Source organism: Enterocloster aldenensis, from assembly GCF_003434055.1.
Lineage (GTDB): Bacteria > Bacillota > Clostridia > Lachnospirales > Lachnospiraceae > Enterocloster > Enterocloster aldenensis.
Map to the genome: position 1 here is coordinate 117,653 of NZ_QVEX01000001.1, position 21,833 is coordinate 139,485.

General features: G+C 50.6%; 18 protein-coding genes. 3 read left to right on the forward strand and 15 right to left on the reverse strand.

Going from position 1 to position 21,833, the window contains the following annotated elements:
* Nucleotides 1-87: 87 nt before the first annotated feature.
* Both DWX59_RS00480 and DWX59_RS00485 read right to left on the reverse strand, forming a co-directional pair.
* On the reverse strand, nt 88-990 hold the full coding sequence (locus DWX59_RS00480) for a PHP domain-containing protein (RefSeq protein WP_117557123.1): 903 nt from the start codon (nt 988-990) through the stop codon (nt 88-90).
* Nucleotides 944-2,143, reverse strand: coding sequence for an MFS transporter (locus DWX59_RS00485; RefSeq protein ID WP_117555351.1), 1,200 nt, complete (start codon nt 2,141-2,143; stop codon nt 944-946). The genes DWX59_RS00480 and DWX59_RS00485 overlap by 47 nt, the downstream gene beginning before the upstream one ends.
* Nucleotides 2,144-2,292: 149 nt before the next feature.
* Here DWX59_RS00485 and DWX59_RS00490 point away from each other — a divergent pair, with 149 nt between their 5' ends.
* Complete coding sequence (locus tag DWX59_RS00490) at nt 2,293-3,171, forward strand: AraC family transcriptional regulator (protein ID WP_117555352.1); 879 nt, start codon at nt 2,293-2,295, stop codon at nt 3,169-3,171.
* A 664-nt stretch (nt 3,172-3,835) separates the two neighbouring features.
* Here the strand turns inward: DWX59_RS00490 and ppdK are convergent.
* The 11 genes from ppdK to DWX59_RS00545 form a co-directional block, all read right to left on the reverse strand.
* Nucleotides 3,836-6,466: a pyruvate, phosphate dikinase gene (ppdK, locus tag DWX59_RS00495; RefSeq protein WP_117555353.1), complete on the reverse strand. Its 2,631-nt coding sequence runs from the start codon at nt 6,464-6,466 to the stop codon at nt 3,836-3,838.
* Between the two features lie 394 nt (nt 6,467-6,860).
* Entirely contained in the window at nt 6,861-8,384 is a 1,524-nt protein-coding gene (locus tag DWX59_RS00500; protein ID WP_117555354.1) for a response regulator transcription factor, read from the reverse strand.
* Between the two features lie 19 nt (nt 8,385-8,403).
* Nucleotides 8,404-10,185 (reverse strand): sensor histidine kinase, encoded by a 1,782-nt coding sequence (locus DWX59_RS00505; protein WP_227115959.1) that lies wholly within the window; start codon nt 10,183-10,185, stop codon nt 8,404-8,406.
* A gap of 115 nt (nt 10,186-10,300) precedes the next feature.
* Nucleotides 10,301-11,773: a sulfatase family protein gene (locus DWX59_RS00510; protein ID WP_117555355.1), complete on the reverse strand. Its 1,473-nt coding sequence runs from the start codon at nt 11,771-11,773 to the stop codon at nt 10,301-10,303.
* A gap of 14 nt (nt 11,774-11,787) precedes the next feature.
* The gene (locus tag DWX59_RS00515; protein ID WP_117555356.1) at nt 11,788-12,534 is read right to left on the reverse strand and encodes an ABC transporter ATP-binding protein; all 747 of its coding nucleotides are present in this window, start codon (nt 12,532-12,534) and stop codon (nt 11,788-11,790) included.
* Nucleotides 12,535-12,547: 13 nt separating this feature from the next.
* A complete protein-coding gene (locus DWX59_RS00520; RefSeq protein WP_117555357.1) occupies nt 12,548-13,321 on the reverse strand; it encodes an ABC transporter ATP-binding protein in 774 nt (257 codons plus the stop codon).
* On the reverse strand, nt 13,300-14,088 hold the full coding sequence (locus DWX59_RS00525) for an ABC transporter permease (RefSeq protein WP_117555358.1): 789 nt from the start codon (nt 14,086-14,088) through the stop codon (nt 13,300-13,302). Before DWX59_RS00525 ends, DWX59_RS00520 begins: the two co-directional genes overlap by 22 nt.
* Nucleotides 14,085-14,888, reverse strand: coding sequence for an ABC transporter permease (locus DWX59_RS00530; protein ID WP_235844832.1), 804 nt, complete (start codon nt 14,886-14,888; stop codon nt 14,085-14,087). The genes DWX59_RS00525 and DWX59_RS00530 overlap by 4 nt, the downstream gene beginning before the upstream one ends.
* A gap of 121 nt (nt 14,889-15,009) precedes the next feature.
* Nucleotides 15,010-16,125 (reverse strand): ABC transporter substrate-binding protein, encoded by a 1,116-nt coding sequence (locus tag DWX59_RS00535; RefSeq protein WP_227115957.1) that lies wholly within the window; start codon nt 16,123-16,125, stop codon nt 15,010-15,012.
* Nucleotides 16,126-17,011: 886 nt separating this feature from the next.
* Nucleotides 17,012-17,701, reverse strand: coding sequence for a response regulator transcription factor (locus DWX59_RS00540; protein WP_117555361.1), 690 nt, complete (start codon nt 17,699-17,701; stop codon nt 17,012-17,014).
* On the reverse strand, nt 17,673-19,193 hold the full coding sequence (locus tag DWX59_RS00545; RefSeq protein WP_117555362.1) for a sensor histidine kinase: 1,521 nt from the start codon (nt 19,191-19,193) through the stop codon (nt 17,673-17,675). Before DWX59_RS00545 ends, DWX59_RS00540 begins: the two co-directional genes overlap by 29 nt.
* 227 nt (nt 19,194-19,420) lie before the next feature.
* Between DWX59_RS00545 and DWX59_RS00550 the strand changes: the two genes are divergently transcribed.
* Nucleotides 19,421-20,035: a CDP-alcohol phosphatidyltransferase family protein gene (locus DWX59_RS00550; RefSeq protein WP_117555363.1), complete on the forward strand. Its 615-nt coding sequence runs from the start codon at nt 19,421-19,423 to the stop codon at nt 20,033-20,035.
* Nucleotides 20,036-20,051: 16 nt separating this feature from the next.
* Nucleotides 20,052-20,933: a phosphatidylserine decarboxylase gene (locus DWX59_RS00555; protein WP_117555364.1), complete on the forward strand. Its 882-nt coding sequence runs from the start codon at nt 20,052-20,054 to the stop codon at nt 20,931-20,933.
* A 65-nt stretch (nt 20,934-20,998) separates the two neighbouring features.
* Here the strand turns inward: DWX59_RS00555 and DWX59_RS00560 are convergent, their stop codons facing one another.
* Nucleotides 20,999-21,583, reverse strand: coding sequence for a hypothetical protein (locus DWX59_RS00560; protein ID WP_117555365.1), 585 nt, complete (start codon nt 21,581-21,583; stop codon nt 20,999-21,001).
* Nucleotides 21,580-21,813 (reverse strand): hypothetical protein, encoded by a 234-nt coding sequence (locus DWX59_RS00565; protein ID WP_147325724.1) that lies wholly within the window; start codon nt 21,811-21,813, stop codon nt 21,580-21,582. The genes DWX59_RS00560 and DWX59_RS00565 overlap by 4 nt, the downstream gene beginning before the upstream one ends.
* Nucleotides 21,814-21,833: the final 20 nt, after the last annotated feature.

Sequence of the window (21,833 nt, forward strand, 5' to 3'; positions counted from 1 at the left end):
TCATGATTCTATTATAGATAATTATCCCGGCGGTTCCCAGATGTCTGGCGTCATTACCAGAATGACATTTGTCACTGATTTCCTATGTCAGCGCTCCATGAGCATTCCCAGCTGCCCTAATATTTCCTCATCCGTCACCAGGCTTACATACCCGCCCAGGCAGATGGAAGGTTTTGTCTTTCCATGATAGTCGCTCCCGCATGTGTATATAAGCCCATTCCTCCTGGCCGCCTCATAATAACAGGCTGCCTGCTCCGGCGAATGGTAACTGCTGAACGCCTCTATTCCGAACAGGCCGGTTTCAATGATTGGCTCCAGCAGCTCGCTGTGGCCCTTTAAGTTAACGCCGGGGTGGGCCAGTACCGCACAACCTTTATTTCTGTGGACCATATCAACCACCTGCTCCAAATCCGGATATTCCATCTTCACATAGCAGCATTTTCCCTGTGAATAGTAATCCCAGTAAAAATTCACATAGGGATTATCAGCCCGCTTCCCGCCCGGACGGTAAGGCCGCAGCATGGGATGGTCTGCGTATTCAGGTTTATCTAACAGTACTTCGGCGAACATTTCCCCGGTCCATATGTCCTTATTAAAATTATTCTTTGCCAGTTCCTCCATCTCCTGTTCCGAAACCTGGAATCCCATCTTCCTTGTGGCCCAAAGCATCTGCCGGGATGCCGCGGTCCCCTGGGCAGCTATATTGTCCTCTATTTCAGCAAAATCAGGACTCTCATACTCAATTCCATATCCCAGCACGTGCAGGTTCACCCCTCGGAACGTGCAGTCAATTTCAATTGCCGGAATATAGGTGATACCTGCCTTTGCGGCTTCAAGCTTCCCCCGGGCATTGGCCCGCACCGAGTTATGGTCCGCTATGGCCATGACCTTTATACCGCTGCTGCTGCATTTCCTCACCAGTTCTTCCGGTGTAAACTCCCCGTCATCGCTGTAATAGCTGTGCATGTGTAAATCGATTGTTTTTCCCAACATGGATTCTTCCCACCCTTTCTGTCATCATGATCATGGACCCGGCAAATGCCAGCAGGCATACCGGATACAGGCCAATGCTTATACGCTCTCCCAGCAAACCGAACAATGGGGGCATGAACGTGCTTCCCATATACGCGCAGGCCATCTGCATCCCCATCATGGACTGGGAGTACTCTGTACCGAAATTATCCGGCGTCTCATGAAGCAGGCTGGGATAAATAGGCGCGCAGCCAAGCCCTACCATGACAAGACCGGCCAGCACAGCCCTGTCCCCGGCAGCCGCCAGCATCAGGACAGCCCCCGTGCATGCAGCCGCCTGTCCGCACCGCACCATGTTCCTGTCACCCATACGGTCCGTAACAAATCCGCATATCAGACGTCCTGCCGTAATCCCCAGATAAAAAAGGGAGGCCCATTTTGCTGCCGTCCCAGCCGATATCCCTTTGTGAAGGACCATGTAACTGCTGGCCCAGAGACCTGCTGTTGCTTCAAGGGAACAGTAACAGAAAAAGGACGCCAGGACCGCCTTTGCTCCCGGAAGCCGCAATGCCCCGCCTATCCCTATCTTTTTACCTGCGTCTGCATTTTCTGCTTTGGAACCTCTTTTCGATTTCCACAAAGGCAGGGCCAGGACAAGGACCGCCACCAGCACAACCTGGATGATTCCCACTGACATATAGCCAAAATTCCATCTTAGCCCTCTGGCAAGACATAATCCCATGATATAGGGACCTGCGGTTGCCCCGATGCCCCAAAAGCAGTGCAGCCAGCTCATATGCCGCGATTTATAATGTATGGCCACAAAGTTATTTAACGCGGCATCCACACTGCCTGCCCCTAATCCATAGGGAATCCCCCAAATACATAGCTGAAGAAAGGTCCGGGAGGATGAAAAACCGAACAGGGCAGCCGCTGTCATGGCCACACTCAGCGCTGTCACTGCGCCGGTCCCCATCCTTCTGATAAGCCGGTCACTCAGGATACTGGATATGATGGTTCCGCCTGCAATAATCATACTGATGATTCCCGCATAGGATACCGCTGCGTCCAATTCCCCGTACATGGAAGGCCAGGCCGAACCCATCAGCGCGTCCGGAAGCCCAAGGCTGATAAAAGCCAGATAAATAATTACTAATAACAACTGATACATCGTGTCCTCCTGAATCATAACCTTTTTGCTGAAACCCGCCATCCTTTTCAGAAAGAGGCTTTCAGTAACAGGATACCGTCTTTCTTCCCTTGATTCAATTCAAATCCCGACTTATAATATAAGAAAAACGACCAAACGGAGGTGTGACCATGGGATTACAGAAATGTGCCCTCAACCTGAACCGCATAGGCAAAGAGCTTCAGCCACATGGGACGGCACAATTCCCCTGTGCAGGTTATTCTGCCGTCTATACGGACAAACCAGAGGATGTCATCCCCTGGCACTGGCATGAAGAGCTGGAAATCGTGTACGTGGAAACCGGCAGCTTAAAGCTTCAGATTCCCGGAAAGACCTTTCATTTAGGGCAGGGAGAGGGATTTGTGATTAATTCCAACCTTCCCCATTATGCAGCAGCGGAAAACTTCTGCGACCTGCATTCCCTGGTCTTCCATCCTGTTTTGATAACCGGCAGCAAGGATTCTGTCTTTGCAGTCAGATATATGACGCCGCTGATTCACTGCAGCACATTTGACGGCTGTCCTTTAAGCCTGACAGATGCATTTAACAGGGCGTTCCGGGCATTGAAGGAGGAGCGGCCGGGGCATGAATTCACGGTCAGGGAAAATCTGTCCTTCATCTGTTTTTCCCTTCATGAGCGCTATGCCCATGAGATTGATTTGGGTGAAACAGGGCTGGATCCAGACAGCAGACGCATCCAGATCATGCTGGAATATATCCATCAGCACTACTGTGAGAATCTTGACCTGACGCAGATTGCGCGGTCAGCCGATATCGGTAATCGGGAATGCCTTCGCTGCTTTAAACGCAGCATCCAGAATTCCCCCATGCAGTACCTGTTAAAATACAGGACCACCCAGGGCGCTGCCCTGCTTCTTCAGGATCCCGGCAGCAGCGTCTCCGAAATAGCAGCCATGTGCGGATTTAACAGCGCCAGCAATTTTTCCCAGATGTTCAAGCGTTTTTTCAAATGTACGCCCAGGGAGTACAGGAGGGAGCATGGCAGGTAAGCCCTTGCCTGCAAGTGCAGAAAGCCCCGGCAAACCTCCGGCATATAATCTGCCTGCGACCTAAAAGGTTCCGGAACATAATCTGCCGGAACCACTGCCATCCTGTCAGTTAAAGTCAGCAACAGGCTGAAGCACAGGATGGCCAATGTTGTTGTGCGGTACAGGCTTGTTCTTCTCATACGCATCCTCCCTTTACAATTCCCCTCTTTTAGTCCCTCTATCATAGCAGATGACGTTGCCTGCTTCATTTGCATACGGACTGCCAGCCAGCGGCAATTAGCCTGAAGAAAGCCCCAAAGATGCAACTCTGGGGCTTTTGCTTTGTGTATACATATAGAACTACTCTCTTTTGCCTGGTTTCCATACAACTCATGCTATACTATATTTGTTGTCGCACCCATTCTGGCAACAGAAAGGGGGTGCTTACATAATGGAACTTCTCTCTTTTATTCTCTCTATCACAGCAAGTGTCGTTGCCTACTTCATTTGCAAATGGCTAGATAGGAGATAACCGCGACAATTAGCCTAATGAAAACCCCAGGACTGGTACTCCTGGGGTTTTCGCTTTGTGCTTACATATAGAACTACTCTCTTTTGCCTGCCTATATTATATCAAACACTACCTGAAAAATCAATCATGGTTTTTCATTGAACAAACGGTTGCTTACTTATTATTAAGCGCTGCCTGTGCCGCTGCCAGACGGGCAATCGGAACACGGAACGGTGAGCAGGATACGTAGTTCAGTCCAACCTTATGGCAGAACTCTACGGATGACGGATCCCCGCCGTGCTCGCCGCAGATACCGCACTTAAGGTTCGGTCTTGTAGCGCGTCCCTTCTCAACAGCCATCTTAACCAGCTGGCCAACGCCTTCCTGATCCAGTCTTGCAAATGGGTCAGACTCATAAATCTTAGCCTTGTAGTAGGAATCTAAGAACTTGCCGGCGTCATCACGTGAGAAGCCGAAGGTCATCTGTGTCAGGTCATTGGTTCCGAATGAGAAGAACTCTGCCTCTTCAGCCACCTTGTCAGCGGTCAGGGCTGCTCTTGGAATCTCAATCATTGTACCGATGTGATACTGGATATCGGAATTCTTTTCCTTCTTAACCAGTTCAGCAATCTCAACTACAATGTCCTTAACGAACTTAAGCTCTTTCTTCTCGCCAACAAGAGGAATCATGATTTCCGGAACGATGTCATAACCGCACTCTTCCTTAACCTCGATAGCAGCCTCCATGACAGCCCTTGTCTGCATCTTGGCAATCTCAGGATAGGTAACAGCCAGACGGCATCCGCGGTGTCCCATCATTGGGTTGAACTCATGAAGCTCCGCACACTTGGCATTTACTTCCTCTACTGTCATTCCCATATCATCAGCCAGGGCCTTGATATCCTCCGGGTCCGTAGGAACGAACTCATGCAGGGGCGGATCCAGGTAACGTACGGTCATAGGTCTGCCTTCCAGGGCCTTGAACATGGCCTTGAAGTCACCCTTCTGGAACGGAATCAGTTCATTTAATGCTTCTTCCCTCTGCTCAACTGTTTCAGACAGGATCATCTTACGGATCTTAGGAATCCTCTCTGCGTCAAAGAACATATGCTCGGTACGGCACAGGCCGATGCCCTCAGCGCCAAGCTTAACAGCGTTCAGCGTGTCTGCCGGGGTATCTGCGTTGGTGCGCACACTCAGGGTCCTGAACTGGTCAGCCCACTCCATGATACGCTCAAAGTTGCCGCTTACGGTTGCTTCCTGTGTAGCGATGTCGCCCTTGTAAATCTTTCCGGTAGAACCATCCAGGGAAATGTAATCCCCCTCATGGAATGTATATCCGCCAAGTTCAAATACCTTAGCCTCTTCATTAATTTTAATCTCGCCGCAGCCGGATACACAGCAGGTTCCCATGCCGCGCGCAACTACTGCTGCATGGCTGGTCATACCGCCGCGTACAGTCAGGATACCCTGTGCAGCGTGCATACCTTCAATATCCTCCGGGGATGTCTCCAGGCGGACCAGGATGACCCTCTCGCCTCTGCCGCCCTTGCCGGCGTCCTTGGCTTCGTCAGCAGTAAAGTATACCTTACCGGCCGCAGCGCCAGGGGATGCAGGAAGTGCGCTTCCGATTACTTCGCCGGCCTTCAATGCTTCCGGAACAAATGTAGGATGCAGCAGCTGGTCTAAGGACTTAGCTTCAATCCTGCACACTGCCTCCTCAGGAGTAATCATTCCCTCGTCTACTAAATCGCAGGCAATCTGGATGGCTGCGGGAGCAGTCCTCTTGCCGTTACGTGTCTGTAAGAAATACAGCTTGCCTTCCTCAATGGTGAACTCCATGTCCTGCATGTCGCGGAAATGATTCTCCAGCTTCATGGCCAGGTTCATGAATTCTTCATAACACTCCGGAAGGTCTTCTGCCAGCTTGGAGATTGGCTGAGGTGTACGTACGCCTGCAACAACGTCCTCGCCCTGTGCATTAATCAGGTACTCACCATAGATGCCCTTTTCACCGGTGGATGGGTTACGTGTAAATGCAACGCCTGTGCCGGATGTCTCTCCCTTGTTGCCGAATACCATGGTCTGGACGTTGACAGCAGTACCCCAGTCGCCGGGGATATCGTTCATACGGCGGTATACGATTGCACGTGGGTTGTCCCAAGAACGGAATACAGCCTTCACAGCGCCCATAAGCTGTTCCTTTGGATCCTGTGGGAATTCCTCGCCGTTCATGGCTTCCTTGTAAACAGCCTTGAACTTCTCTGCCAGCTCTTTTAAATCATCCGCTGTCAGGTCCGTATCAAAATGCACGCCCTTTGCTTCTTTCATCTCATCAATGATTTTCTCAAAATAGGACTTGGGCACTTCCATGACAACGTCAGAATACATCTGGATGAACCTGCGGTAGGAATCATAGGCAAATCTTGGGTTGCCTGTCTTCTTGGCAAAGCCCTCAACTGCAACGTCATTTAATCCAAGGTTCAGGATGGTGTCCATCATACCAGGCATGGATGCGCGTGCGCCGGAACGTACGGAAACCAGCAACGGATCTTCCGTATCGCCGAACTTCTTGCCGTTAATGCCTTCCATCCATGTGATTGCCTCAAAAATCTGCTCCTGGATTTCATCGGAAATCTGCTTGCCGCAGTTATAGTACTCGGTACAAGCCTCTGTAGTAACTGTAAATCCCTGTGGAATCGGCATTCCCAGGTTGGTCATCTCTGCTAAGTTGCAGCCCTTGCCGCCAAGAAGGTTCCTCATTGCTGCGCTGCCTTCATGGAACTTATAAACCCATTTTGCCATAAGTTAATTTCCTCCTCATGTTCTTGTAGACTGGCTTTCTACTCTTATATCTGCCTTATTCTTTCCGGGCGGAACAAATGCTTCTCTCTTGTCCGTCCACCTCGTCCATTATATCACAAACATTTCTTGAGTAAAGAGTTTTTCCGCGAAAATTTGTTAAATTTCAAGTAAAAAACCGTGTAAGTGCTTTCATTTTCTGTCATTTTCACATATCCGTTGTTAGTTCGCATATGCGAATATATACCTTATGGTGTACGCAATTTTATACATCCGGCCCCATACACTGCCTGTTTTGCATATGTCCAATTCCATCTGTTTTATGTAAGCGCTTACAAGTTTCAACCCGCACATCCGGCATTATCCACAAATGCCGCCGGCTGTCTCCGGCCATGTTTTACCCTACGCTGTTTTTACAGTTATTCTTATAGTCAAATGGATTCTGCCCAAAGTTCTTTTTAAACACCGTTGAAAAATAACTCAGGTTGGAATATCCCACCTGCTCCGCTACCTCATATACCTTCAGATTGGTCGTCTCCAGCAGGTGCAGCGCATGTTTCAGCTTCAGATTGTTCAGGTATACCACAAACTTCACCCCTGTCTCCTCCTTGAACAGGCGGCTCAGATACTCGGGGCTTAAGCCCACATGGGCGGCCACGTCCGGCAGTGCCAGGGATCCGGCAAACTGCTCCTCCATATAGCGGACCGCGTTCCGTATGGGCGCCGAATACGCCTCATTCCCCACACCGTGGATGCCGCATTGCTCAAAGCCCTGTTCCATCACGGCGTCCAGCTCATCCAGGGACATGGCCGCAGCCATCTCACGGTTCAGGGATGAAAGCTGTTCCTCCACCTTGTCCACGTCATCCTTGGTCATATGGTACAGGGATGTCAGGAAAAATGAGTACAGCTTTTTCAGGTATTCAATGTCCGTCACCTCCTCTGTCCGCGCCTCGGCCATCATCTCATCCCTGATTTCCTCTGCCCTGGAATAATTCTGGTTTACAAGCTCCTTGCTGAACCGGATTTTGTACTTTTCCCCGCCCGGCAGGCGGTATCTTCCCGTGGGCTGCACGGAAAATATCCTTTCCCTTGGATGATAAAAACAAAGCTTGACCCGGTCATGGGCCTGCCTCATGGCATCGCCCAGCCTGCCCAGGTCATCATATATGTCGCTGCACCCGATACGGCAGGGAACCTGCCTTAAAATCAGCCGGCAATAGGAATGCAGGTCCTCCATCCGGCGCAAACCGGATGCCGAGGAACCGCGGCGCAGGTTTCCAAGAAGGATTGTATGGTTCAGTTCCAGGGGCACTTTTATCACATGTTCCAGAGGGCCTTCCCCGGGCAGTTCAATCCGCAGGGGCCCTTCCTGCTCCGTCATGATATCTAATGCAGCGAACTCCCCTTTTTCCAGCGTGACATCGTATTCCTGCAGCATGGAGCCGCTTACCTGGGCCGCATGTGTGCTGAGGACCAGTGAGCGCAGATAATGGTTCCGGTTGGAAATCTCCTCATAGTGTTTTTTTAACCCATCCCCCAGCTCCCCCATGACCGCCTTTTTTCCGTTTTCCAGCGCCTGCTGCAGGCTTTCCTCTGTAATCTCTGTTTTTAATATGTATTCAGAAGCACCCAGCTTGATTGCCTGTCTGGCATATCCAAAATCCTCATGGCTGGTCAGCACTGCCACATAAACAGCAGGATTGATGCTCCGTATCAGCTTGAGCATTTCCATGCCGTCCATAACAGGCATCCGTATGTCCGTGATGATGATATCCGGCACGGTCTTCCTGAATATGGAATATCCTTCCGCCCCATTGGCGGCCGCGCCCACAACCTGATATCCTTCCATCTTGTTAATGCAGAATTCCAGCCACTGCCGGATCGGCACTTCATCATCCGCAACCAGTACCTTTATCATGGTCTCTCCTTTACACATCTTAATCAACTGCCGGTAGGTTCAGGATGATTTTCGTGCCCTTCCACTGGACGCTTTCAATCTTCATCCCATAGTTCCCGCCGAAATTCAGCTGTATCCGTTCCTTGACATTCACAATGCCCACATGGGCCTTTTCACCCATCCGCTCCCCCCGGTTGATCTTCTCTATGATTTCAGGAGCAATCCCCATACCGTTGTCCTCCACCGTCACCGCCACGCCGCCGTCATAGGCCCTGGCCGTGATGATGATCAGGCCCTCCCCTCTTTTGAATTCCACCCCGTGGAAAATGGCATTTTCCAAAAGGGGCTGGATGAGGAGCTTGGGTATCTTTTTTTCCTCCACCCCTTCGTCACATTCAAATATCACCTGGAAACCGTCATCATAGCGGAATTTCTGGATTTCCACATACTGGCGCAGCACCCTGAATTCCTCCCGTATCATTACAAACTCATTGGGATTGGACAGGGTGCTGCGCAGGAGCTGGATAAAGGAGACCAGCATCCCGGACGCCTCCTCATTCTTTCCCATGTCCACCATGCACTTGATTGAAAACAGGGTATTATACATAAAATGCGGGTTAATCTGGGCCTGGAGGAAACTCAGCTCCATCCCGCGCTTCTGCTTCTCCTTCTGCCTGATTCCCTCCATCAGTCCCCTCATCCTGTATAACATTGCATTGAGCCGGCTGCTCAGGATATTGATTTCCGTATACCCGCGGACGCTGCATTCCTTATCCAGGTTGTCACCTTCCACCTGCAGCATGAACTCGCACAGCTGGGAAATGGGACGGGTGGTCTTATCCACAAAATGACATGCATACACAGCCGCTGCCCCCACGGCAAGAAGGGCCATGGTGAGGATTACCAGCCGCACCTGGCGGATAGGCTCCATCAGCACTGACAGCGGTATCTCCTCCAGGACCGTGAATCCGGAAGCCTGGTCATAATAGTGGGTAAAGAGGATATTCTCCCCCTGCATCTTTGTAAATATATAGGGCGCGCTTCCAAACAGGCGTTCCAGGTTCTTCATATGGAAGAACTCAAAACCATTGAGCTTGCGGTTGCTTGAGGATATGATGTTCCCGCCCTCGTCCACCACATATACCGTATTCCGGTTTCCTTCTGTCAGGGGCTGGTACATACCGTAAATCTGGGACTCCTCCATGTTAATCATCAGATAGGCCAGGGGATTGCCCTCTTTGTCATTGATGGAGCGGGCCACACAAAAATAATCGGTCTGGTTCTCCTTATCCTTAAAGCATGCGATATCAATCAGACCGCCACGTGCAAAAAGCATTTTCTTATACCATATCTTTGTCTTTGGGCTCATGTAACCGCAGTCCACGTGCTCCGGGGTATGCACCATACAGTATCCCCCTCCCTTTTCCAGGGCCAGGGTCACCTGGAACTGCCGCCCGCTTTCATAAAAGGAGTTCTGGTACTGGGAGGTCAGCCGTTCCATGTACGCCTCAAACTCCGGCGCCAGTTCCTCCTGTTCCCCTGCATCCATCCTCTCCAGATAGCTGTGCAGGGTGCTGTCATAATAATAGAGGTTGGAAAGGGTGCAGGCATTCTCCTTTACCTGGCGGACACGCTCACCCACCTGGCGCAGTACGTCGGCCCTGTTATGGCCTATCTCTGAAACCAGGGTCCGCTCAAATGTTTTATAACCAATAGCCGACACAATGATGGTCAGGATGAATACCGCTGCAAACAAAGTGAAAAGCAGACGTATTTTCATGCTGTTCTTATCCACCCGCCAGGACCAGATACTGCTTTTCACGGCTCCATTTCCCCTTTCTGTTTTTCTGGTTGGCTTTTAGTATATCATATATAAAAACACAAAAACAACCCCGGCGCCTTTTCCGGGAACAGCTTAAGGCGCAGGGGGTAATCCGTCAGTATTTACCAATCCGCAGGGGAAGCGGGTCTTCTGTCTCAATGATGCGGTCCATGAGTTTTTTTATCATATATGCTTTTACAGCCCCATAGGACTCATCCTCCCACAGATTCCTAAACTCCTCCGGGTCCTGGTTCCGGTCATAAAGCTCCCCGAATCCCTCCCCTGCATAGTAAGTCAGCTTGTAATCCCGGCCGGTCAGGGTTTTCACGCTGAGCCCCCAGTCATAGCAATTGAATTCCGTCATGGCGTACTCCTTTCCCGCCCCCTTGTCCCCCCTCAGGATGGGCGCCATGGAGCATCCCTGGACGCCGTAGGGGGGCCGCACCCCAGCGTACTCCAAAAGGGTCGGCATGATGTCCACGTGTTCCGTTACCTGGCTGTAACGCGACCCCTGGGGAACCACCCCTGGCCACTTGATGATCATGGGCGCCTTAATGAGGCAGTCATAGTGGAACGGCCCCTTGAACAACAGCCCATGGTCTCCCAACAGCTCCCCATGGTCATTGGTAAACAGGATCAGGGTATCCTTTTCCATCCCCTTTTCCTTAAGTGCATGAAGGATCCTGCCGATGTTGTCATCAATCAGGGTAATCATGCCATAATACGCCGCCTTTATCTGGCCCCACTGATGGTCTGTCAGCTTCCGGTAATCATATCTTTCATTGGAAAACCCCCTTGCAGCCAAAGCCTTCCTGAAATGAGGCGGTTTGTCTATTAGTTCCCCTTCCATACGGCACGGGGCGTCAAGGGCATCCGGGTCATACATGTCCCCGTACGGCTTTGGCGGGTCAAAGGGATGATGGGGGTCCACAAAGGAACAGTAGGCGAAAAACGGCCGGTCCGTTCCGGCCCCTTCAATCAGGTCAATCATCCGGTCCGCAATCCAGTGGGACTGATGGTAACATGGTTGGATGCCGCTGGGATAAACCTGGGGCGGTCCGCCGGTATCCTTATCAGCAGCCGACGCCCTGTCCTCTTTTGCCTTGCGCTCCCCCTGCATCTTCACTTCCTCATAATCCTTGGGGCTTGCCTCCTTAAGCCAGTTCAGGTATTCCCCGGTCTTGCAGTCGCAGGTGGTATGGATGATATCAAATCCATAATTATCCTCAGGCCAGTCCTCCTGTTCGTCCTCCTTGGGCACGAACTGGGGGGTGATATGCATTTTCCCAATGGCAGCCGTGCGGTAGCCGCTGTCCCTCAGGACCTCTGCCAGGGTTATCTCTGAATCCCTCAGCGGGATACCGTTATCCCGGGTCCCGTGGTTTTTGGGATACCTGCCCGTGAGCACCGTGCACCTGGAAGGAGAACACACCGGGTTCTGGACAAAATGGTTGTCAAATGTGCTGCCGTTTCGCGCAAGGCTGTCAATGTGTGGGGTGTGTATCTGCCTGTTCCCATAGCAGCCCAGGGCGTCAAACCGCAGCTGGTCACACATAAACAGAATGATATTAGGCCGTCTGTCCGCCATTTGCATTTCCTCCTTTACCACCACTTAATCAGATCCGTCACATGATTCCGGATTTCCACAAAATCCTCAGCCGTCACATCCCGCGGCCATGGCAGGGGATTGCCAATTTCCTTTTTGATTTTGGTGGGTTTGTTGGTCAGCACCAGAATCCGCTCGCTTAAATAAACAGCTTCTTCTATATTGTGGGTAATGAAAATCACCGTGGTACCTGTTTCACGCCAAAGACGTATCAGTTCATCCTCCAGACGGAACCGCAGGGAAATATCCAGCTGCCCGTAAGGCTCATCCATGATCAGCAGCTCCGGCTGAACTGCAAATGCCCTTGCAATCACCACACGCTGCAGCATGCTGGCTGAAAGCTGGTCCGGATAATATCCGCGGAATTCCTCCAGCCCCACCATGGCTATCACCTCATCGGCCCGCCTCTGCACCTCATCCTCAGCAATCCCCTTGATGCGGAGGCCGTATTTTACATTTTCCTCCACCTTAAGCCAGGGAAAGGTGGAATACTCCTGGAAAATGTATGCTATGTTATGCCTCTTTAAATCCACCGGTTCCCCGTTAACCAGGATTTCACCTGCCGTGATATCATACAATTTAGTGAGGCTGTTTAAAAATGTGGTCTTGCCGCAGCCCGTGGGCCCTACGATACAGAGGAACTCCCCTTCCTTTACCTCAAAGGAAATGTCATCCAGCACCAGAAGGTCCCCGAATTTTTTCGTCAGGTTCTTCACCTTGACCTTTACCTTATCCTCGCGCATGACGCTCTCCCTTCTATAATGTCTCGTCCGTATTGTCCAGGATTTCCTTTCTCAGACGCAGGAATTCCTGGTCCACATAACTTCTGGGCCTGGGCAGGTCCACCACATATTCCTTTTTAATGGTGGTGGGGCAGTTGGTCAGCAGTATGATCCGGTCAGCCAGATAAACCGCTTCCTCAATATTGTTGGTGACAAAGACAACCGTGCGTTTTTCCTTCTGCCAGATTTTCTCCAACTCTTCTTCCATCATATATCGTGTCTGGGCATCCAGATGCCCGAAGGGCTCATCCATCAGCATGACCTTGGGGTCATTGCAGTAAGCCCTGGCAATCCCCACCCGCTGGCGCATGCCCCCTGAGAGCTGGTTGGGAAAGCTTTTCTCAAAGCCCTGAAGCCCTACCAGGTCAATGAAATACTGGGCCCGCTCCCGCCTGGTTTTTTTATTAATCCCCCGGGATTTGGGACCGAATTCCACATTGCCCATGACAGTGCAGAAAGGGAATAGCGCCGTTGTCTGGTATACCACGCCCCGGTCCGCGCCCGGCCCTTCCACCTTTTTTCCATCCACGGACACCGTGCCCTCTGTCACCAGTTCCAGGCCTGCAATCAGGTTGATCATGGTGGTCTTGCCGCACTGTCCGGGTCCGAACAGCACCACGAATTCGTTTTCCTTTACCTCCAGGCTTACATCATCCACCACTTCCTTCACGCGCCCCGCGGATTCAAACCGCTTGGTCACGTGTTCCAGGCTGATGATCCCCTGTCCTATACGTCCATCCTGTTCCATGAACAAAGCCTCCTTTCCGCTTCCCTCATAAGGGTGGCCAGCACCAGGCCCACCACTCCGATTACAACCATCCCCACAAGCACCAGGGGGATATTGGTGGTATCGCTGCCTCTGAGGATAATCCAGCCGCAGCCTTCCTGGGCCCCCACCATCTCCGCTGCCAGCACCGCCATCCACGCGGTGGACAGCGCCACCTGCATGCCTGCGAATATCTGGGGAAGGCTGGAGGGAAGGATGACCCTCAGGAAAATATCCCGGTCGCTGGTCCCTAACATCCTGGCGCAGCCAATCAGGGTGGGGTCCACCCGCTGGGCCCCGGTGTATGCGTTAAGTGTGATGTTCGTAAAAGAGCCGATAAAGATAATGGCGTATTTGGGCAGTTCACCCACCCCGAACCACAGGATGACCAGTGGAATCCAGGCAATGGGAGGGATGGGGCGGATCAATTCAAACAAAGGCTTGATGATTGCTTCCGCGTAACGGGAGGTTCCCATGGAAATGCCCACCACAATGCCGGATACCGCCGCCACCGTATACCCCACCAGCACACGCCGCAAGCTGTAATACAGATGCCCATATATGGTATAGCGTCCGATTGGCTCAAAAAAGGATGTGAACAGCAGCCGGATGACCTGAACCGGTCCCGGAGTCGTCTCCCTGGCAGCGGTAAAAGTGGTGATAAAAGCCCAGGCCAGGAAAAAGGTGGCGATTGCCAGAGCTGCGTAAACAGACTTTTCCGCCTTTTCAGAAACCGTCATTTTCCTCATGACTTCTTCCCTCCCTTCACCATGCGGTTCTCCATTTTTGTCAATACCACCGCAAAAACAGTGCCGATAAAGCCAATGGTCAGCATGCCCACGATAATCAGGTCGGCCCTAGCAAGGGAACGGTTCAGCTGTATCATATATCCCAGCCCCTTGTTGGCTGCCAGCATCTCGGCCGCGCACAGGGTGGTCCAGGCAGCCTGAAGGGATATCCTCAGCCCGGTGAAAATCAGAGGCATGGCAGTTGGGATTGCCACGGTAAACAGCATCTTGGCACGGGAGGCGCCAAAGGTCTGGGCCACCCACAGGTGAACGGGTTTTGTCTGTTTAATCCCGGCATAGGAATTGATGACGCACGGAATGAATGCAGATACAAAGATAATGGCGGCCTTTGCCCCCAGGCCGATGCCAAACCATAGGATCATCAGGGGAATCCATGCAATGGTGGGGACCGGACGCACCAGGTCAAACAGGGGCGTGACGAATAAATCAATCCGCCTGAACCATGCCATGCAGATGCCCAGCGGAATCCCAATCACAGCTCCCAGCAGGTATCCGCTGAGCGCCACCTTAAGGCTGGCCAGGATATGCTGGAACAGGGTCCCTCCGTCCGGCGCCTTGTGGTTCAGTTTGTATATAAACGCCTCCAGCACCTGCAAAGGGCTTGGAAGGCAGTAATCCGGCATCAGATGCATGACCGCGGTCGCCAGATGCCAGACCCCGAAAAACACCACCAGGGAACATGCGGAAATCGCAGCAAACTTACGTTTGTCATGCAGCTGTTTCTTCTCTAATCCTGTCACGTCTATCCCACCTTTCAATAATTGGGGGCGCTGTTTCAAGCGCCCCTGTCGTCCGTATGGCCTTATCATCCGTATGGCCATTTAGCCCGTATGGCCATTCTAATCCATATGGTCTTTTAATCTAGTACCCCAGGGCCTCCCTGACGATTGTGTCGTCCACATGCTTTGCAATCTCCGGGAACCTGGATTCCTCCAGCAGTTCCTGGGATACCCAGAACTCACCTGTTATCTGGACAGAGTCGCCGATTGTTATGGTCTTTGCCTCATCAGAGGTCACAAAGGGACGTGTCTCAATTTCTGTCCTGCATGCTTCCAGGGAAGACTCCGAACCATTTTCCGTGTACCAGTCAAGAAGCAGCTGGGCCGTCATGTCCGGATCTGCCTGCAGTGCGTCGGTGGCCTCAAAAAATGCTTTTACATAATTCACAAGCACATCTCTTTTCCCGGTAAATGCCTTGTTGCTGACAATGATGGAATCAAACTGAGGCACTCCCAGGGTGGTCAGGCTGGAGGTGATGACCATCCCCTCTCCTTCCGCCTGATAGGAAGTGGGCGGGTTCAGGGCAGCCACATCACAGTTGCCAGTCATAAGCGCCTGGTATGCGGACGGGAAATCCATATGTACAATCTCCACATCCTCTGTGGTAAGCCCCAGCTTCTCAAGCCACTTAATGACATTGAGATGGGAAATGGTTCCTGTATTGGTCGCAATCACCGCGCCTTTCAGGGAATCAGCGTCACCGTATACATCGGGATAGGATGGGTTATTGCCCTTAACCTTGGCAATAGGGGATTCCGGCCTGCATAGGGTATAGAGCCCGCCTTCTGAATGGCCGATATCAGCAATACAGTATGCACCGTAGATTGCCAGCGAATTAACCGCTGCCGCGCTCAGTGTCCCTACCTCCCACTGGTCCGCTGCCAGGGCCTCATTCATGGCCCCGCCGTTGGCAAAATAGACTGTCTCAATCTTAAAGCCGTTCTTGGTGTCCAGTCCCTGGTCTATCATATATTTAATGGGGATACTGTTTAAAAAGGGCATGACCGCCACCTTCAGCACAGGCAGGTCCGCTGTATCCTGGGCAGCCTGGGTCCCGGCGCCCCCTGCTTCCCCTGACGCGTCTTCTTTTTCTGCCGCTGCTGCCGGAGTCACCTCCACGGGCTTTGGCGCGCATCCTGCCAGTATGCCTGTCAGCATGGCAGCTGCCATTAATAAGCTTAACCATCTTTTCTTCATAACGTATGACCTCCCTTTCCTATGCAGACATGAACCGGCATGCTGCATGTTGTCATGTTTCATTTGATGGGATAATCATACTAAATTCCCGGAAAACCGTATATCTGTTTTCTTATGGTTTTTTTGGTTTTTTTGTCTTTTTGGATTATTCAAATAAGAATGTTTAGAATTTTTGATATTATTTTAGATTTTTTAAACTGGTATAAGGTTTCTTCTACACCACATCCCGCGTAATGTCAGGTTCGTACAATATAAGAGTAGGGATTACATCCCCTATTCTTATTTTTTTGTTATGATGAGTTTGATTGGCTGACGAAATGTCAGTTGGGACACCACGCCCGTCGTCTAAACCTGTTAGCCAACTCTCATCATTGAGCACTCGATTCAGCAGGTTGGGTTTACACCTTAAAGCGGTACCCAACAATCTGTATCATGTATAACCGTTTATACCCTTTTTAGCCATGTAATCTCTAGGCATTTTCCCTATATTACCGTTTCTTTCCCTCTCATTTTTTTCTAACCGTGTAACTTTCGGTAGTATTTGTGGTAGTATGGGAATTTTATACTACCAAGAAGAAAAGATTCAAATTTACTCTGACTGTTCCGTAAACATGCCTATTGTAATACGATATAATGGATATGCTGTCGACTCTCTCCAGCAGAGGGGAGGTGTGCAGATGGATTACATATTTAACTTCCTTCTTTCGGTCATGGCAGGCGTAGCTGGCTACTATATCTGCAAATGGCTAGACCGAAACCATAAAGACAGCTAGCCAAAAAGAAATCCCGTGTACTGGCATACACGGGATTTCGCTTTGTGTCCAAATGGACATACTTAACTTCCTGGCTAAGATTATTCTACACCAAATATCATGTAATGTCAATATCACACCTTAAAGCGGTACCCAACCCCCCAGATAGTCTCAATATACTGGGGTTTGGCTGTGTTAAATTCAATCTTTTCCCTTATCTTCTTAATATGCACGGTTACAGTAGCAATGTCACCAATGGATTCCATGTCCCATATCTTGCTGAACAGTTCTTCTTTTGTGAACACATGATTTGGATTCTGGGCCAGGAAGGTGAGCAGGTCAAATTCCTTGGTGGTAAAGGTCTTCTCCTCCCCATTAATCCATACCCGGCGCGCTGTCTTATCAATCTTTAAGCCACGGATCTCGATAATCTCATTGGAGGGCTGGCCGCTGCCAATCAGCCGCTCATAGCGGGCCATATGTGCCTTGACCCTGGCCACCATCTCGCTGGGGCTGAATGGCTTGGTAATGTAATCGTCCGCCCCTAGCCCCAAACCCCGGATTTTATCAATATCCTCTTTTTTGGCAGAAACCATGATGATGGGGGTATTCTTAACCTCCCTTACTTTCTTGCAGATTTCAAATCCATCTGTCCCGGGAAGCATCAGGTCCAGAATCAGCAGGTCATAGTCTTCTTTTAAAGCCTTGGAAAGGCCTTCTGTCCCGTCATTCTCAATCTCCACTTCAAAACCGGACAGTTCCAGATAATCCTTCTCCAGCTCTGCTATGCTCTCCTCATCTTCCACGATCAGTATCTTGCTCATCCTGTATAACCTCCTGATATTTTCTAAGGACAAAGTGGATTTCCGTTCCAATCCCTTCCTTGCTGGTAGCCCATATACGGCCTCCATGGTCCTCTATGATCTTACGCACGATGGACAGTCCGATACCGCTTCCTCCCTGGGATGAATTCCTGGAAGAATCCGTGCGGTAAAACCGGTCAAATATATTAGGAAGGTCTTTTGCCGCAATACCCTTCCCGTTGTCCTCAATCTCCACCTGGATGAAATCACCCACATCCTTTATCCGGATATTGATAATACCTTTTTTCTTATCCAGATATTTTACGGAATTGCTGATGATGTTGTTGATTACCCGCTTCATCTGTTCGGCGTCGGCAATCACCACGATATCCTCATCCACATAGTTGAAATAGCCCAGCTCAATGCCCCTGGCTTCCATATCCAGTCCCACTTCCTCAATGCAGTCCCTGAAATACTGGGCCACATTAATCTTAGTGAACGCATATGGAATCTTGTTGGTATCAATCTTGGAATAAAAGGTGAGCTCATCAATGAGCCTGTCCATATCATTAGCCTTATTGTAAATGGTACGGATATATTTGTCCAGTCTTTCCGGTGAAAAGGCAACGCCGTCCATGATTCCCTCCACATAACCCTTAATAGCCGTAATCGGCGTCTTCAAATCGTGGGATATGTTGCTGATCAGTTCCTTGTTCTCCTTATCATCCTGTATCTTTTCATCTGCATTCTCCCGGAGCCTGATGCGCATCTCCTCAAAATCCTGGCACAGCTGCCCTATCTCATCGTCCGCATCCACATCCAGGGTAAAGTCCAGGTTGCCGTCCCGTATCTTCTTAGTGGCCTCCTGCAGCTTATTAAGCGGGCTTAGGATAGAGCGGTAAACCCAGAGCGTAAGGGCGATACCTGCTATCATCAGTATCATGGCCCCCAGTATCAGCATCTCACGGAGCATTGACTTCACTTCCGGAACCAGGTCGTCCACATTGGATATGATGAATGCAGTGCCGGCTTCCCCGTCAGGAAACGTGAAATCCATCTGCTTAATCAGGTGCTGGCTCTCGCCGTCCAGATAGATACCGCCTTCCAGGTCGCCTTTCATGGCGCCAAAATGAGGGAGCTGGGCACAAAGCGCCTCATCCTCCTTGATATTATCATCCCCACAATAGATGATTACATCCCCTTTAAGGACCATCAGGAATGCATAGTGGCTTTTCAGTTCCGCATTAATGGAATCCAGATAGTCCGGATCGCTGTACTTTCCGGGATTCTTATCCAGTGTCCTGCGGATATCTTCCTGGGAACGCTTTGTCAGCCGGTTGAATATCTGCATGGAATTGCCGGAGAAGAAATCAACCGGCTCCGTCAGCCCATACTCTTTGATAAAGGATTTGGCCTGATAATTGCCAAGCACCATGGCCATCAGGTAAAACAACATCATAGGTACAATGGTAATGGTCAGAAATGCTACTGCAAGACGGGTCTTTAATTTCATAAGTCCCATCCTCCTTCATTAACTTACGCATGACACCGTCCTTATAAAGACATACTGTCACCCGCTATTGACAGTATATCACAATTACTTATAATCGTTTATAAAACTATTATAAATTTTATTAATAACTATCCTGTTTATCCTTGTTTCCTCGGCAATATCTGATATAATAATACTATTGCCCATGAACAGACGGGCGAAAAAGCAGTAATGAATGGGGTTAGATTATGATTGGTTTTTACAGTTACACTGTGATTTTGACATACCTTGGACTTGCATCCGCTGCCCTGGGTATGATGCTTACATTTAACGGCTTTGCCAGATATGCCTTGTTCTGCCTGGCATTTTCAGGTCTCTGCGACATGTTTGACGGCAAGGTGGCCCGGACAAAGGCAAACCGGACCGAGGATGAGAAGCGTTTTGGCATTCAAATCGACTCCCTCTGTGATGTTGTCTGCTTTGGCGCATTTCCCATGATCCTGTGTTACTCCATGGGAATGAGGGGGATTGCCGGAATCTGTATCCTGGTCTTTTATCTGACAGCAGGTGTCATCCGCCTGGCCTTTTTCAATGTGATGGAGGAACGGCGCCAGGATGAGACGGATGAGGCCCGCAAGTACTACCAGGGGCTACCGATTACATCCATTTCCATCATCCTGCCCCTATTCTGCACCCTGCGTCCCTTGCTTGGGCACCGTTTCCTGTCCGAGCTGCACATATGCATCCTCACGGTAGGGCTGCTGTTCATCATCAATTTCCAGCTTAAGAAACCAGGCTGGAGAATGCTCACATTCCTGATATCCATTGTGGCACTGTCACTGATTAAGATATACTTTTTCTAAAGAAAGGTGTGATTGAATGAAATATGCTGACAGGACCGGGCGCATCCATGGCAATGACACATTACAGGACAGATTCCTGCGCCTTCTCTACGGCAGTCTTCCCGGCCGTTTACTTTTAAAGCCCCTGATCCATCCATGCGTATCCAGGATTGGAGGATATGTGCTGGACTCTTCCCTGTCATCCATCCTGATTAGGCCATTCATGCGGTCCTGCGGTATTTCCTTAAGGGACTGTGAGATTCCGGCCACAGGCTGCTACCGTTCCTTCAATGCCTTTTTCACACGTTCCCTAAAGGAGGGCGCCAGGTCCTTTGATATGGATCCGGATGTGCTCTGCAGCCCCTGCGACGGACTGGTTAGCGCATATCCCATCAGCCGGACCCGGCATTTCTTCATCAAGCACACGGACTATACCCTGGACCAGCTGTTAAAGGACCATAAGCTGGCTTCCCGTTACACTGGCGGCACCGCCCTGGTGTTCCGTCTTACCGTGTCAGACTATCACCGGTATGCTTACATTGATGATGGAAAGCGTTCCTCCTACCGCAGGATTCCCGGCGTCCTTAACACAGTGAATCCTTCCGCTGCAGCCAGCCGTCCCATCTATAAGGAAAACACAAGGGAATACACCCTGATTAAATCCCAGAACTTCGGCACCGTGCTGATGATGGAGGTGGGCGCCATGATGGTTGGCAGAATCATGAACCATCATAAGGCATATACCAGACTGGATGTTTTCCGCGGCCAGGAAAAGGGATACTTTGCCTTTGGGGGCTCCACCGTAATCCTGCTGTTTGAACCTGGCGCAGTCCGTATTGACCGTGATATATTGAGGAATACGGCCCTTGACATAGAGACTGGCGTGCGGATGGGGGAACCTGTGGGCAGACGCGCCTGATTTTCCCAGGACTGCATTGCGTAGATAGCAAGTGCTGAATTCACTGGTATTTACGCAATGGAGCACTAATTTGCGTCATGTATAGGCAGCCCCGACGGATACAAGACAGGTACCGTCTTCTCCTCCTGGCCGTAATCTGTCAGGGATTCACTATAAGTCCCCATATCTGAATCAATCAGGGTCATAGCGCCTGGGCACATCCTGAAGGTCTGATACCTGCTGTCATATCCGCGTTCATCCTCATGGTCCCGGCGAAGGTTGAGATGGATCAGGCCATTGCCCCGGTATAGTATTCCCGCCGCCTTAAACCCATCTGTTTCCGCATTCCCCAGAACCTCCTCTGCCCCCTGGCAGGCAAGGAATTCATCCATGGTGACCTGTATGGCGCCATACTCTGCAAAATCCCCATTCTCAAAAAAGAAATAATACGGCTTGTAGCTGTGCCCGCTTCCAATCAGATCCCGGCGCCCGTTTTCCATTTCCAGATATGACACCGAACCGTCATATGCACTTGTGCGCAGGCATACATTGCCCATATCATCCAAATGGAAACCCATTCCCCAACCGGATAAATTCATGGAACGCGGCGAGCCGTCTTTTACGGTCCATAGATAGGATGTGGATGAGGTAAATGCATCCAAATCCGTCAATCTGCCACAAAGGCAAATGCCTCATATACTCCGTCGCCGTCATAATCGTCATAATCCAAGGAGGAAAAGTCCAGCCTTAATTCCCTCAGTCCGGTGAGCAGGGATAGTTTTGCATAATCAGTCCCGCTGCATATGGTTAGGTTGGCAGCGGACGCATCCCTGCATATTGCCTGCGTCTTCCCATCCTGGTCCGCGAATGTCACGTATCCGGATATTGCCAGCGCCTCCATAATACAGAGAAAGCCGCACA